At 43.1% G+C, this 14,191-nt stretch carries 15 protein-coding genes and 1 tRNA gene; 7 read left to right on the top strand and 9 right to left on the bottom strand.

The window, feature by feature from the left end; genetic code table 11:
- Positions 1–153 precede the first annotated feature (153 nt).
- The 3 genes from JXA84_05830 to JXA84_05820 form a co-directional block, all read right to left on the bottom strand.
- Positions 154–1,563 (bottom strand): carboxypeptidase regulatory-like domain-containing protein, encoded by a 1,410-nt coding sequence (locus JXA84_05830; GenBank protein ID MBN1150721.1) that lies wholly within the window; start codon positions 1,561–1,563, stop codon positions 154–156.
- The gene (locus JXA84_05825; GenBank protein ID MBN1150720.1) at positions 1,563–2,093 is read right to left on the bottom strand and encodes a cyclic nucleotide-binding domain-containing protein; all 531 of its coding nucleotides are present in this window, start codon (positions 2,091–2,093) and stop codon (positions 1,563–1,565) included. The genes JXA84_05830 and JXA84_05825 overlap by 1 nt, the downstream gene beginning before the upstream one ends.
- Positions 2,094–2,117: 24 nt before the next feature.
- Positions 2,118–2,190, bottom strand: a tRNA-Lys gene (locus tag JXA84_05820).
- A gap of 97 nt (positions 2,191–2,287) precedes the next feature.
- Between JXA84_05820 and JXA84_05815 the strand changes: the two genes are divergently transcribed.
- Positions 2,288–2,812, top strand: coding sequence for a Spy/CpxP family protein refolding chaperone (locus tag JXA84_05815; GenBank protein ID MBN1150719.1), 525 nt, complete (start codon positions 2,288–2,290; stop codon positions 2,810–2,812).
- Positions 2,813–2,847: 35 nt separating this feature from the next.
- On the opposite strand, the gene JXA84_05810 is transcribed toward JXA84_05815, so the two are convergent.
- Genes JXA84_05810 through JXA84_05785 form a run of 6 tightly spaced genes read right to left on the bottom strand, consistent with a single transcriptional unit; the run spans position 2,848 to position 6,863 of the window.
- Entirely contained in the window at positions 2,848–3,900 is a 1,053-nt protein-coding gene (locus JXA84_05810) for a zf-HC2 domain-containing protein (protein ID MBN1150718.1), read from the bottom strand.
- Positions 3,897–4,463: a sigma-70 family RNA polymerase sigma factor gene (locus JXA84_05805; protein MBN1150717.1), complete on the bottom strand. Its 567-nt coding sequence runs from the start codon at positions 4,461–4,463 to the stop codon at positions 3,897–3,899. Before JXA84_05805 ends, JXA84_05810 begins: the two co-directional genes overlap by 4 nt.
- Positions 4,464–4,469: 6 nt before the next feature.
- Entirely contained in the window at positions 4,470–5,012 is a 543-nt protein-coding gene (locus JXA84_05800) for a signal peptidase II (protein MBN1150716.1), read from the bottom strand.
- Positions 4,981–5,598, bottom strand: a complete 618-nt coding sequence (gene upp / locus JXA84_05795; GenBank protein MBN1150715.1) for a uracil phosphoribosyltransferase — start codon at positions 5,596–5,598, stop codon at positions 4,981–4,983. Before upp ends, JXA84_05800 begins: the two co-directional genes overlap by 32 nt.
- A complete protein-coding gene (locus JXA84_05790) occupies positions 5,588–6,328 on the bottom strand; it encodes a tetratricopeptide repeat protein (protein ID MBN1150714.1) in 741 nt (246 codons plus the stop codon). Before JXA84_05790 ends, upp begins: the two co-directional genes overlap by 11 nt.
- Positions 6,329–6,338: 10 nt before the next feature.
- On the bottom strand, positions 6,339–6,863 hold the full coding sequence (locus JXA84_05785) for a hypothetical protein (protein ID MBN1150713.1): 525 nt from the start codon (positions 6,861–6,863) through the stop codon (positions 6,339–6,341).
- 162 nt (positions 6,864–7,025) lie between these two features.
- Here JXA84_05785 and JXA84_05780 point away from each other — a divergent pair, with 162 nt between their 5' ends.
- From JXA84_05780 to cdaA, 6 genes are all read left to right on the top strand, one after another.
- Positions 7,026–8,636: a glycosyltransferase family 39 protein gene (locus JXA84_05780; protein MBN1150712.1), complete on the top strand. Its 1,611-nt coding sequence runs from the start codon at positions 7,026–7,028 to the stop codon at positions 8,634–8,636.
- Positions 8,599–9,603 carry a tRNA lysidine(34) synthetase TilS gene (gene tilS / locus JXA84_05775; protein MBN1150711.1) on the top strand — a complete coding sequence of 335 codons (1,005 nt, stop codon included), beginning with the start codon at positions 8,599–8,601 and terminating at the stop codon, positions 9,601–9,603. Before JXA84_05780 ends, tilS begins: the two co-directional genes overlap by 38 nt.
- Before the next feature lie 5 nt (positions 9,604–9,608).
- On the top strand, positions 9,609–10,127 hold the full coding sequence (gene hpt / locus JXA84_05770; GenBank protein ID MBN1150710.1) for a hypoxanthine phosphoribosyltransferase: 519 nt from the start codon (positions 9,609–9,611) through the stop codon (positions 10,125–10,127).
- 80 nt (positions 10,128–10,207) lie between these two features.
- On the top strand, positions 10,208–12,040 hold the full coding sequence (ftsH, locus tag JXA84_05765) for an ATP-dependent zinc metalloprotease FtsH (protein ID MBN1150709.1): 1,833 nt from the start codon (positions 10,208–10,210) through the stop codon (positions 12,038–12,040).
- Positions 12,037–13,245 carry a dihydropteroate synthase gene (gene folP, locus JXA84_05760; GenBank protein MBN1150708.1) on the top strand — a complete coding sequence of 403 codons (1,209 nt, stop codon included), beginning with the start codon at positions 12,037–12,039 and terminating at the stop codon, positions 13,243–13,245. Before ftsH ends, folP begins: the two co-directional genes overlap by 4 nt.
- Positions 13,242–14,066 carry a diadenylate cyclase CdaA gene (gene cdaA, locus JXA84_05755; GenBank protein MBN1150707.1) on the top strand — a complete coding sequence of 275 codons (825 nt, stop codon included), beginning with the start codon at positions 13,242–13,244 and terminating at the stop codon, positions 14,064–14,066. Before folP ends, cdaA begins: the two co-directional genes overlap by 4 nt.
- Positions 14,067–14,191: the final 125 nt, after the last annotated feature.

Below are 14,191 nucleotides of genomic sequence, written 5' to 3'. Positions count from 1 at the left end.
CCTGACCCTCTCTTCGATTGTTCGCGGGTTTCTAAAACACCAACGAGCTTTAACAATTAAATATATATCACAAGGTTAAAAAATATACAAGAATATCTCTGACTTTGTTTAAACGCTTTTAAATATAGGGTGTTCCGCCGGTTTTTTTCCGGTTTATCTTTGCCCTGATGTCTGGAGGTAGATTTTTAGGATTGAGTCTTCTTGAGTTTGGTTAAATTTCGTGGGGTTGTTGAGAGAGAAAAAAGCAAAAAGCGAGTTTCTCACGGTTTCCGAAAAATCCGCAGAACCTTCGAAAGCGAGAATGATTTCAGGGTAGTACTCGAGGATGTATTTCAGATCCATTAATTTTATCATACCGGATGACGAAAGAGACGAATCTTCGAAGTCGGTTTTTTCAAATATAAAAGGAGTTTGTTCGCTTATCATGGGCACTTTGACGACGAGGTTCTTTTGAGGGACAACGACTGCTGTAACACGATTTTCGCTTTCAATAAACAGCGTTTCGTTTTCATCTACTGTAAGAAGTGTGTCGGTGAATAGATTGTCAAAACCTCTGATTCTCGAAAACACCGGTTGTCCCGTGAGGCAGTCGAAAGTTGAGAGATCGTAAGTGACGTTTTTAGAGGATGGTTCCAGCATTATCTCTAAGTATGTATTTTGATTTTTCCTGATTGATACAGGCATGCTGACCGACTTGAAACCTTCTGTCGCGACATCTATTGTGATGAAACCCGAGGGTATTTCGGAGAATTGAAAATAACCAGAGCTGTCGCTTGAAATCTGGTCCCTGAAGTCGGAGAACATGATGATCGAGGCGTTTGCCACAGGCTGTCCTTCTTGAGATCTCACGTTTCCGGCGAGTGAACCAGATCCTCTGACTGAAGACTGGTCTCTAAATAAACCTGAAAATATTTTTGCCCCGAGAGTCCAGTCCGGGACTCCAGGAGGTGAGTTTGCGCCGAGCCGCACGGTAGTGAGGATTTCCAGGGAGAAATTTCCAAAAAAATCGGCGAGAACGCCGAGTTTTGCCCATGTGTTTTCGTAAGAAAAAAACGGAGCACCTCCATGGAACTGTTTTTCAATTTCAAAGTAGGTCTTGTTGAAGTTTTTTGTGAAGTAGAACCTCGAGGAGATAAACGGAAAAGACGATGAATCTCTCCAGTTGTATCCTATCGAGGAATTGATTCCTAATACTCTGTTTTTCTGAATGTCGGCGAGAACGGACGCTGAAACATGGCGGTCTGACGCAGAAAAGTTTCCACCGAGATCTATAAAAGCCCCTCCCGGTCCTCCCAATGTCAAATAAAACAAAGGGGAAACTTCCTTTTCATCAGCGTTTTCAATGAAAGCTCCACCAGAAGTTTTGACGAACGAACTCAATTTCCATTCCAGAAGAAGGCCGCCTGAGAAAAAATAGTCCAGTGAATCGTCGATTTCGTTTTGGCTGTAAAAAGAAAGCGCGTTAACTCCTATACGCCATCTTTTCCCGATATCCGGGCTGAGAAAATCGGCGTGAGGGTGAAAAGAAGTGTATTGGGATAAGACGAGGAGAATTAAAAACATCAAGAGGAAGATGAGCCAAAAGGCGTTTGTTTATGAGCGCCTATATACAGCCTCCTGAACTGCTCATTGTCCACAATTGCTTTGTTTATCAGAAAAAGAGTTTCGACGTTTTCGTTGGTGCTTTGAATTCTTTCGCAGAGTTCTTCCGATATGGCTTTCAGGAATTTTGCCGCTGTAGAAGGGAATTTTTCCATAATTTCTTCAAGGAGTTCCTTTTTAAACACGAGCATTTTGGATTTTGTCAAAGTTTTAACCGTGGCGCTTCTCGGCAGGTCGGTGAGCAAAGACATGTCTCCGAAAAAACCTCCGGGTGAAAGTTTGGCTAAAACGAGAAGCGTATCTTCCCTGTGAAGGAGAACTTGAGCTTCGCCCTCTATTATTATGTACATTTCGTGACCGTTGTTCTTTTCCTGAACCACGACTTCGGCTTCGTCGAAATTCTTTTCGGTGAGTTGGTTTGCCAAAACATCTATCTCTGAATCGGATAGATATTTAAAAATTGTTATTTTTCTCAATATATCATATTTCATTTTTTCTTTCTCCTCCTAATTAATTGAGTCGCGTGGGATTTGAACCCACGGCCCCCTGCTTAAAAGGCAGGTGCTCTACCGACTGAGCTAGCGACTCATTAGACAAATAGTATATCAATTCAAAAATGTAAGTCAACAATTATGATTAAACTTTTTTTTGAAAATTTCTGTCTAAATGCAAAAAAGGAGGAAAAATGAAATTTGTGACAGCAACTCTTATAGCTCTTGCTTTGATTTCTCAGAGCGCGTTCGGCGGGGCTTTTGAAACTCTAAAACAATTCGGATTTGAAAACGAAAGAAGACCTGAGAGGCAGGAGTTCAGAGAACAGGAAAACGGCCCTGGATTCATGGGAAGAATTTTCGAAGAACTTGAAATGTCTGAAGATCAGGTAGATAGGATCAAGTCCTTGTTCGAAGAAAACAGAAATAAGACAAGAGAATCACGCGAAAAAATGCGCGAAATCTTCGACCAAATCAAAGAAACAGTCCAGGAAGACGGAAGCCGGAACACGGTAGAAACTCTTGTAGGTCAGGTCATGGATATCGAAAGGCAAATAGCCTTTGACCGCGTTGATTTGTATTATTCTTTCAGAACCGAACTGACTGACGAACAGCTTGAAAAATTGCCGGAAGGTTTTTTTGCCAGAATGCTCCTTCCCTCGCCAGGAAACCGCGACGAGAGAAACAACCAGCGGCCTCCTCGTTTTCAAGACCGTTAAGTTGCTAAACGGGCTGATTTTCAGCCCGTTTTTTTTTAAAAATTGAAATCAAATTCAATTATTTTTTCGGATGGAATCTCCAGGATTATTGTTGTATCGTGAAAATTTGAACGGCGAAGGTAGTTTTTGTTTAGAACATAACTTTTGATCGCCGTGTCGAGGTCTTCAGGCATCTGGATTCTGTATATAAGTCCTCCTGAGTCGATGTCAAAACGGATCTTGACCGGCGTTTTAAATTCCTTCAACAGAGAATCGTCTGTTTCAGAGATTTCCTCTGAAACAATGGCACAACCCGCAGTTTCCGCCGGATAAAATGCAGAACCGGCAATTGTAGCGTCAGTCGAACCTGTTTCCTGGCTGTCGTGGACCGAACGAGTGAGGGACAGAGAAAGCTCTTCTTCGGTGCCGTCAAGGGTGATGGTCTGAATTTCACCCCTGTCCTGTATGCCCCCAAAAAAACCGACAGTTGATTTTTCAAGGTTTAACTCATCGTAATCGCGGTTGTCGGTTGTTGAAATATCGGCGACTTGAATCTCGCCAGAAGAATGCTCGATTAAACCTTCCTGCTGAACATCTTTTATCGAATCTCCTGTAGAAAGGGAAGAAATGGCAAATCTTTCTTCAGGCGATCCACCTGCAAACGTCTGGGAGGTAGAATAGGAGGAGGGAGAAGCAGGAATCTCCTCTGGTTTTTCTGTTATCGTTTGGTTTAGCCTCTGGATTTTTCGATAGTTGTCTACAAAAAGAAGTTGAAACAAGACCGCGAAGACGAGTACAAAACCCATAACTCCCACTGCTTTCATTTCTCTTCTTGAGAAAAAAGAAAGAACAGCCCCAAATCTCGATTCGGTTTTTCTTGGCAGCTGAGCCATGACAGCGGAAGAAAGAGATTTAAAATACGCGTCCGAAGGTATCGATTCGCTCTCGACGACCTTTTTAATTTTACCTTCGAGAGATTTCAATTCCTCATAATATTTCTGGCATTCAGTGCATACTTTGAGGTGCTCTCTGACTCTATATGAATCTTCAATATTCAATTCTTTGTCGATGAAAGGGCCGATCAAATCTTTTATTTCGTCGTGATTCATCTGTCCCTCTTAGAGTATTTCTCAAGTATGACTTTCCTCGCTCTGTTCAGCCTTGACATCACAGTCCCTATGGGAACCGAAATTTTTTCCGATATTTCCTGATAGCTTAAACCTTCTGCTCTGAGGACCAACACTTCCTTGTAATCTTGGGAAAGGTCCGAGATAGTCTCCCTGATACTGTCGAGTTCGCTTATTTCGTATATTTTGTCCCTTTTCTCCGGCTTGTGTTTGAGGTCTTCGTATGTTTCTTTTAATCGTGATTTACTTGTGATGATTTTTCTGAGGAAATCCTTTGTGATATTTAAGGCGATGGTTAAGAGCCACGGATAGAAATCCTTACCTATTTTGAAAGAGTGCAGGTTTTTGTAGCATTTAATAAACGTATCTTGCATTATGTCATCCATATTGTCATCATCGATGTAATACTTCCGCTTTATCTGCGCGTATATTTTCTTTTGGTATCTTTCGACGAGAACCCTGAAACACTCCCTGTCTCCTTGTAAAACCTTTTCTATTATCCTGTCGTCTTCTAATTCTTCTACTAGATCTATACCCGTTGTCATCCTTTTTTATTCCACTTCCTTGGATTTCATTGAAGAAAAAAGAATCCAAAGAACGGCTCCTATCGTGATTGAAGCATCGGCAATGTTGAACGCCCAAAATCTTTTTGTCCCGATTCCAATATCTATAAAATCTATCACGCCGCCTGTTCTCAATATTTTGTCTGCAAGGTTGCCTAGAGCTCCTGCGAAAACCATGAAAAGCCCCAAATTTTTAAAAAAAGACGATTTTCTGAAAAGGTTGAAAAAACAGTAAAAACCGACGAGCAGGGTCGCGAGGGAAGAGGTCAGCGCGTGAAGCCATGAAGGGCCGAATCTCAGCCCCATTGCTCCGTAAGGATTTTCTACGTAGACTATGTTGAAGTAGGTTCCTATGACATGAATAGGTTCTGGATTTTGGGCGAACCTTCTCTGTATTATTTCTTTTGAAAACTGATCGGCAAGAATGACAAGCGCGAAAACCAACAGTATGAACGTTTTTTTTCTGTTTTCTTTATTGATTTTGACCTCCTGAAATAGTTTAGCCGAAAATCCTATCTCCGGCGTCTCCAAGCCCGGGAAGGATGTATCCGTGGTCGTCGAGTTCTCTGTCGAGAGAAACTGTGTATATTTTGACAGAGGGATATTTTCTTTCTATTTTCCCGACGCCTTCCGGGGCGCAAATTATCGTAATTATGCTTATTAAAGCAGTTCCTTTTTTTTTCAATTCCGAGAGCAAAGAGATGACGGATCCTCCTGTAGCCAGCATGGGGTCGAGGACGAAGACGTATTTCCCGCCTAAATCATTGGGCAGGCTGTTGTAATAAGTCGATGGTTTCAGGGTTTTTTCGTTCCTTTTTATGCCGACTGGATAAACACGGACTTCGGGTAAAAACTCGAGGATCGGATTGACCATGCCCATACCCGCTCTCAATATGGGTGTCAATACTATCTCTGATTGGTCGATTGATAGGCCTCTGGTCTTCTCCAGAGGGGTGATTACCATTCGGCTTTTTGTGCGGATATCTTTTGACGCCTCCAAAAAAAGACAAGTCGTCATCCTCCAGACTGACGACCTGAAACCACCTTTGCCTGTTTTTATATCCCTCGCTGCGGACAATTCGCTTTTGGCAAGGGGATTTTGAATTTCAATCAGCATTGGTTTCGTATTCGTTTAAGGTGTTTAAAAGCACTTGAGCTTCGGTGTCATCAGGATTCTCCATGAGAATTTTTGTCCAGATGGCTTTAGCTTTATCTTTTTTTCCCATTTTCAGGTTGATTGAGCCAAGCATTCTGAGTGCGTCCCTGTAGTTTGGATCCCTTTTCAATATTGCCAAAAGTCTCTGCTCTGCCGCGGGAAAATCCCCCAAAGCAATATATGTTTTGGCGAGCTTGAGGGCGATATCGAGAAAGTCCGGTGCGATTTCGGTCCCCTTTTTATACTCCTCGGCAGCACCCTCAAAAGCTTCTACATCGAAGTACAAATCCCCTGTGTAAGCGTGCGCGTTTGCTATTCTCGGTCCTGCGGCTCCGAACAGAAATTGACTTCTGAACTCGAGTTCTTTTACTTTTTTGAAGTGCTTGATAGCCTCTGATTCGTAGCCGGCGTCTGCCAGTGTTATTGCGAGGTTGAGCCTTGGTTCCAAGTAATTTGGATTCAGCTCGATAGCTTTTTGAAAAAATTCAATTGCTTTTTCATAGTTTCCCATCAAAGCGTATACGACTCCGATTTCGTAGTGAAGGTCGGGATAGTCTGGTGCGAGCGCGAGAGCGGTTTTCAATTCTCTTAAAGCGTCTTCTCTTCTGCCCCGGCGGAGATAAGCCTTTCCCATCTCGATGTGCAGCAATATGTCCGCCTGTTTATTTCCATAAAATTTTTCGTCACTCAATTAAGCCTCCCTATCTTATAAAATAAAAAGCAAATACCAGACCAGCGCACAAAAAACTGACAGCCGCCAGTTCAAGCAAATTGGTTTTTAAAAAATTATCAGGGGCGGTTAAAGTGCCTGGAGCTAAATCTTCCTGGCTGAGAGCAGAGGTTTGAACCGTTCCCGTAATGATATCTTCGTGAAAACCGAACAGAGCGCCTTCATCTAAATATGAGAGTAAAAAATCCATCTTCCATCTGGCGTTTTCCGGAGTGAAAAGCGTTGGATTCAAGAGTTCCCAAGACAGATTAAGTTTTTCAACCGACACGAATAATGTTTCTTCTTCATAGACAGAGTCATTGCTGGTCTTTCTCTGGGCAAGGTTCATAGAGGCTGAAGCGAGGGTGTCGTTTTCCGTCTGCGAAAAAGGTTTGAAAAAAAAACATCTGTCGGCACTGAAAACTTCGTTGGTTTCTACTGATATAGCCATCTCCCTGACGATTAGGTGTCTTTCAAAGTCCGTGAAAGAAAGTAAGATGAAAAATATAACTGTCATAATTAATCTTCCCCGTAAAGGGCATTTTTGCCTTTAAAAGATTTAATTAAAACATTTTCTCTAAGTCAAGACATAATAAACTGGATTTTCGATGTGTTTTGTTTTTAAATTAACTCAGCGATTTTTCCTTTGAAGGCTTAAAGAGCAAAAGGCGGCTTTCATTTGATCAAAAAAAGAACGGTTTTTGCCACAGGATTGCTGGTGGTTGTCGCTGTGGCGCTGTCAAGGTTTTTCTTTCTCGATTCTCTCGAGATACAGCCATGGGACGAGGGTATGTATGGGGTCAGAGCCAAAAGTGTTTTGATGCATGGAGTTTGGCTCGACCAGACCGACCATTCGGTGGGCGGGTTGTATTCGTCTTCGCATCCTCCACTTTATATATGGCTGACCGCAATGGCGATGAAAGCCTTCGGGGTAACCGCTTTCGCCGTCAGATTATGGTCTGCGATTGCAGGCTCTCTTGCCGTCATAACGTTTTTTTTGTTTTTTGATGACAAGCTTGCGGGTTTTTTTTCAGCTTTGATTCTTGGCGCTAACGCCTTTTTCTTTTCATATTCAAGACAGGGTCAGCTCGATGTCTTCACTTCTTTTATGATATTAACAGGGATTTTAGTTTTTTTAAAATACTACAAGGAAAAGAAAAGAGTTTATCTCATGCTCGCCGGGATGTTTTTTGGATTTTCCCTGATGAGCAAGATTCTGGTGGGAAACCTCTTGCTGTTTTCGGTTGGAATGTTTTTGTTTTTTGAAGTTTTAGACAAAAAAATTGACTGGAGATCAGCCCTGAGGGTATTTTTCGTCTTCGCCCTGGCAGGATTTTCCTTGTCTTTGCCCTGGCATGTATTCATGGCGGTTAAATATGGACCAGATTTTTTTGACAATTTTTTTCTTTTCCATCTGGTTAAAAGGGCTTTTTTGGGAGTTGAGTCAAACGTTCAAAGACTTGGAGCGCTTTTTTACGTCAATCAATTGGCCGTGCTGATGCCGGTGAGTTTGGCTTTGATACTGACAAAATTTTTTAAAATCGCCAGAGACCATAGGCCGGAATTGAGAATGTTTTTTTTCAATTTTCTGATTTCTTTTGCCATTTTCAGCTTTTCAAGAACACAACTTAGGACATATTCCCTGCTTTTCATCCCTTCTTTGGCGGCAGTGACGGGTATATTGTTGTCGGATATCTGTAGAAAAAACGAGAAAAGCGTCTTTTTATGGCTTTTTTCCGCATTTTTTGTCCTGTGGTCGCTGTTTCCATTTTTGAGAGAATTTTCAAGACCCGGAACCGAAGACTTGGTCTTGTCGGCGGCAGTTTTTTCGCTTTTTTTAGTCCTTATGGGTTTTTTTTACAAAAAAACTGCCGGCAGGCTATCTGCGTATTCTCTTTTTCTTGTGTCAATTGTATCGGGAGTTTTCACGCAAACAAGACTCTACTACGAAACCGGGATTGACTTATACTCGGAAAAGTTTTTCAAAGAAAATTACAATGCTGTCGTCTACATCGACGACACACTTCACTTGACCAACCCCCAGATGACGTATTATTTTAACAGCGCGGACAGGGGATCCGACACTTCGGTTAAATTCGTCAGAATTTTCAGAAGACCTCCGCTCGGTTTCTCTGAGATAGAAAACAGTGATAAAATGATGGTTTTCGTGAACGCGTGGCATGAAAACGCGGAAATAAGAGAAATCGAAAATTTGCTTAAAGGAGAGAAAGACCTTCGGTTTATCGGAGGCAATGAATTTTACAGAGTTTATGAACACACCTCAAGATGATAATTTCGAACTGGTTTTCAGAAACGGTTTAAGGGAAAAATCAAAAAAAGCTTTTGAACGGATTCAAAAGCAGAATAGGGTCTTTGTAGCCTGCAGCGGAGGCGGTGATTCAATCGCTTTAACTTATCTTTCAAGTTATTTTCTCGGTATGAACTTCAAAGGTCTAATCTACTTCGACCATGGACAGAGACCAAGGGAAGAAGTTCAAAGGGAGGTATCGCTTGTAGAATCCACGGCGGTTAAACTCCATGTGATGTTTTTCAAGGGAGAGATCCCAAATCCCCAAAGGGGGGCGTCGGAAAACAGTTTGAGAGAGAAAAGGTACGGTTTTTTTGAACGATTCGCGAAGGACAATAAAGCACTTATCCTGCTCGGGCACAATCTCGACGACAGAATTGAGACTTTCTTTTTCAACTTGATGAGAGGAACAGGTTTGAACGGTCTTATATCCATAAGGGAACGTAGAAGTTTTTATTTCAGACCTCTTTTGTCTGTGACGAGATCCGCGATAAGAGCTTTTTTAACTGATAATTCAATTGAGTTTTCAGAGGATTCCACAAATGAACTGATGGATTTCAAGAGGAACAGAATAAGAAAATCCCTTATGCCGGTTTTCGGAGAGATTTCCGGCAGAGATTACCGGGTTTATTTTGAAAGGCTGTTCGCGTTTCTTGAACAGGACGAAAAGACCCTCGAACAGATTGAGGAAAGGCTGTTAAATGATGTTGCCTGGCTAAACCCTGAAGGTTATACTATAAACTTGAAAGAATTAAGAAAATTGCCCTGCCATTTAAAAAGGAGAATGCTCAGGAAAGCGGCGTTGAAAGCCGGGCATCTATCCATAGACAGCAACCAGACTGAAAGGCTTTACGCTTTGGCTTCCGGTCTTGCCGGGACGCGCCTTGACAGCGGAGATGTCAAAGCAAAGATTTCAAGGGGCAGGCTTCTGATTTTCAAAAGGCGGTAAACAAGGTGGAGATAAAACAGATACTACTCGACGAAAACGAGATAAGCAACGCGATAGAGAAAATTGCGTCGGAGTTGAACGGCTTCTACTCCGGTTACCAAGAGGTGGTTCTCGTTTCGATTCTCAAAGGGTCGATAGTCTTCACTTCTGATTTGATGAGAAAATTGAAATTCCCGGTCGGCCTCGATTTTATGGCGGCTTCTTCTTACGGGGATTCGACCAGGACAAGCGGCGTCGTGAAGATAAACAAAGATCTCGACCAGCCTATTGCTGGGAAAAACGTCTTGCTCATCGAAGACATAGTTGACACAGGTCTGACTATTTCGTACATAAGAAATCTTCTCGCTTCGAGGTCTCCGAAAACTTTGAAGATATGCGCATTTCTTGACAAACCTACGAGAAGACAGACGGAACTCACCATTGATTTCACGGGTGTGAGAATTCCGGATAAATTCGTTGTAGGTTACGGTTTGGACTGGAACGAAAAATATCGCAACCTTCCCTATGTTGCGGTTTTGGGTTGATATGAACAATTGATCTTGGAATGATCTCAGGAGGTTGAAAAAAATTGCCTAACAATAAAAAATTTTCGTTTTTAAAAGGAATGCTATTCTGGGTAGCCATAATTTTGGTAGGTCTTGTCATATCTGAAATCTGGGGTATGAAGAGAGAAAAAAGGGAGACCGTCGATTTTTCTTATTTTTATGGATTGTTGAAAGAAGGTAAAGTCAAATCTCTCGTGGTAGTGGAACAGGAAATCGAGGGTGAGTTGAACGAGCGCGTCAGGATCGACCCTGAGAAGGACGAATTTAAACTTTTCAAGACGAGGATTCCGTATCCTGACCCCGACCTAATTAGAGAAATACTGTCCGACAGCTCTGTAGTCGTCTCTTCAAAAAGCCCTTCAAATTTCTGGCAGTATATTCTGCCCTGGATACCGATAGTAGTCATTTTTGTCGCGTGGATTTTTATATGGAGATACATGATGGACAGCCAAGGATCCGGAAAGGCTTTTTCTTTTGCCAAATCCAGAGCTAAAAGGTTTATCGCGACAAAAAACAAGGTCACTTTCAAAGATGTTGCGGGAGGCGACGAAGCCAAAGATGAACTCAAGGAAGTGATAGAATTTCTTAAAGATCCCAAAAAATTCACCAGACTCGGGGCTAAGGTTCCTAAAGGAGTCCTGCTCATAGGCGCTCCCGGAACAGGAAAGACTTTGTTGGCAAGAGCGGTCGCCGGTGAAGCTGATGTCCCCTTTTTCTCCATCACAGGGTCGGATTTCGTAGAAATTTTCGTCGGAGTCGGGGCAAGCAGAGTACGTGATCTTTTCAAGAACGCCAAAGAGAACACTCCTTGTATAATTTTCATTGACGAAATTGACGCGGTCGGAAGGCACAGAGGCAACACGTTATCCGGAGCGCACGAAGAAAGGGAACAGACACTTAACGCGCTTCTTTCGGAAATGGACGGGTTTGAACAAAACCAGGGAATAATAGTCGTAGCAGCCACCAACAGACCGGAGATACTCGACAACGCCCTGCTCAGGCCGGGAAGATTCGACAGAAGGGTAATAGTCGATGTCCCCGACGTCAAAGGCAGAAAAGGAATACTCGAAGTTCACACAAGAGACCTTCCTCTCTCGCCCGATGTGGATCTGAGCGTTATAGCCAAGCAAAGCCCGGGTTTTGTAGGCGCCGACCTTGCCAACATGGCGAACGAAGCGGCTCTTCAGGCGGCGAAAAAGGGCAAAGACTATATAGAGATGGTCGATTTCGAGTGGGCTAAAGACAAGATACTTATGGGGGTGGAACGCAAATCCCTTCTGATAAACGAAAAAGAAAAGGTAATCACGGCGAACCACGAAGCGGGACACGCGATTGTGGCGAAGTTCACACCCGAATCCGACCCCATTCACAAAGTTTCGATCATACCCAGGGGAAGAGCTCTCGGCGTTACTCAATCCCTTCCTATAGACGACAAGAGGATTTACAGAAAAAAATACATTGAGAGCATACTATGTCAGCTGTTGGGCGGAAGAGCCGCCGAGATGATGGTCTTTGGTGAACCTACGTCAGGCGCGGCGAACGACCTTGAAAGAGCTTCTCTGATAGCGAGAACACTCGTTGTCGAGTGGGGCATGAGCGATAAAGTCGGTCCGGTTAATTACGGTAAATCTGACGAGAGGTTTTCGATAGGCGGAAAAGAATTTTCTTACGGTAAAGAGTACTCGGAGGTCACGGCTGAAATAATAGACCAGGAGGTCAAGAAAATACTCGAAATTTCTTACGAAAAAGCCGTCAAGATTTTAAAAGACAACCTCGAAGTCTTTGAAAAGACAGTGAAGAAACTCCTCGAGAAAGAAGTCGTCACCGGAGCTGAAATAGATGAAATCATAAAAGAATGCGGCAAGACACCTTTAAGCGAGGATTCTGAATGAAAGCCTGCGTCATTTCTCTGGACAACAGAGACGAGGTCTACGGTGTTTTTGAGAGGATTGGAGTCGACAGGGAAGCATGGGACCTGATGTGGAGAAAATCCGAGATTGTTTGTATTTTCATCGACGACCTTTCTATGGCGGGTGGCAACGTCCTCAAGCAGGCGGCTCTTTCGTCTGGAGCCGAAGCCGCTGTAGCGGGAGGCGTGATCAACGGTACTTCTTTGAGGACAAAGGTCCTCATCATGGGCACCAGGTCTCAGCTTCACGTCATCGCTGAAAAGATAAAAATACAGCAGTTTCACCTGAGCGAGCTGTCAGAAAAGATTCGAAAAATCCTCTCAAGCCACGACAGGCTTGTATCTGATTTTGTATGGAAGATGAGTGAGAAGGAGATAGTTCTGGACAAACCTAGAATCATTGGAATCATAAACGTCACCCCGGACAGTTTTTACGAACAGTCGAGAAAATTCGAGTCGGAAAAAGCCGTAGAGCTAGCTCTGGAAATGATCGATCAGGGAGCGGATATGCTCGACGTAGGGGGTGAATCCACCAGACCCGGAAGCGAGAGAGTCAGTCCCGAACAGGAATTTGCGAGAGTTTTTCCGGTTATTTCTGCTTTGAGAAAAATAACCGACCTTCCGATTTCGATTGACACCGTCCATCCTTCGACAGCCCAAAAAGCCCTGAAAGAGGGCTGCGATGCGGTCAACGATGTATCAGGTCTTGAAAACGAAGAAATGATGAGGACTGTTCTTGAAAATTCATGCGGAGTAGTTTTAATGCACAAAAAAGGTGATCCTTACACCATGCAGGAAAACCCTCATTACGAAAACGTTTTTGAAGAAGTTAGGGACTACCTTGATCGCCAGCAGGAGAAAGCATTATCTTTTGGAATTATGAAAGAGAAAATCGTTTTTGATCCCGGTATTGGATTTGGAAAGACCTTCAAGCACAATTTGTCTTTGTTGAAAAGTTTGAAAGATTTGGGTGAATATTTGGAAAGACCTGTTTACATAGGGCTATCGAGAAAATCGCTCATAGGCGCTCTCGGGGGGGGGCAGACCCCTGCTGAAAGGCTTTCCGGAACCCTTTCTCTGTCAACTCTCGCTTTGATGCAAGGCGTGAGGCTTTTCAGAACTCACGATGTCGAACAGACGAAGAAGGCTCTCGATGTGGCATACGGGGCGATAAAGGAAGGAAGATGAATTTAATTCAATTCATAACTCTTGACTTTATAGACATATTCCTCGTAGCACTGATAATTTATTTTGTGCTGATATTTTTCCGAGGGACGAAAGCCATTTCGATGCTGACCGGGCTTGTAGTTGTTTTCATTCTCGGTTTCATGGCGAATATTCTTCAATTGCGTGCTCTTTCATGGCTTTTAAAAGGACTGGAAACAGTATGGCTAATAGCTTTTGTCATACTGTTCCAGCCGGAAATAAGGTCCATCCTCTCGACTATCGGCAAAAAGCAGTTTTTCAACTTCTTGAGAAGGGACAGAGAAGAACACACTCAGAAAAACATCGAAGAAATCGTGGAAGCATGCCAATGGCTGTCAGATCAGTATATTGGCGCATTGATAGTCATTGAAAGGTATGTCGGACTGAAGCACCTTCTCAGAGAGGACGGTGTCAGTTTGGACGCCACTGTATCGAGTTTTCTTCTCGAAACTATATTCACCAAAGGATCTCCTCTACATGATGGTGCGGTGATAATAAAAGACACGAAAATTATCGCTGCTAAAACCCGTCTTCCATGGACAAACAGGTACCTAGGGAAAGAATCGAGCCAACTTGGAATGAGGCACAGAGCAGCCATGGGTATCGCTGAGGAAACAGACGCAATAAGCATAGTGGTGTCGGAGCAGACCGGCGATATATCAATAGCGACAGGTAAAAAACTAATAAGAAAAGTTGATCCGGACACCTTGAGGGTCAATCTATCGCAGAATCTCATGGATAGGCGCAAACCTAAAAGAAAGTGGTTAGAAGAATTGCGTACTGTTTTTGAAAAGATAAAATGATCTGTCAGAGATAAAAAGGGCAAGGAGAAAATTAAAATGTCGATGAACAAGGTTCGAATGATTGTATTCACGGTCGTGACGTTAGTCAGCGGGATAATATATTTGTATACGATGTCGCCGACGGT

The sequence above is a fragment of the candidate division WOR-3 bacterium genome, assembly GCA_016926475.1.
Taxonomy (GTDB): Bacteria; SDB-A; SDB-A; order SDB-A; family SDB-A; genus JAFGIG01.
Note: the sequence above shows the minus strand (reverse complement) of the source record. Positions and strands in the feature narration are given on the sequence as shown.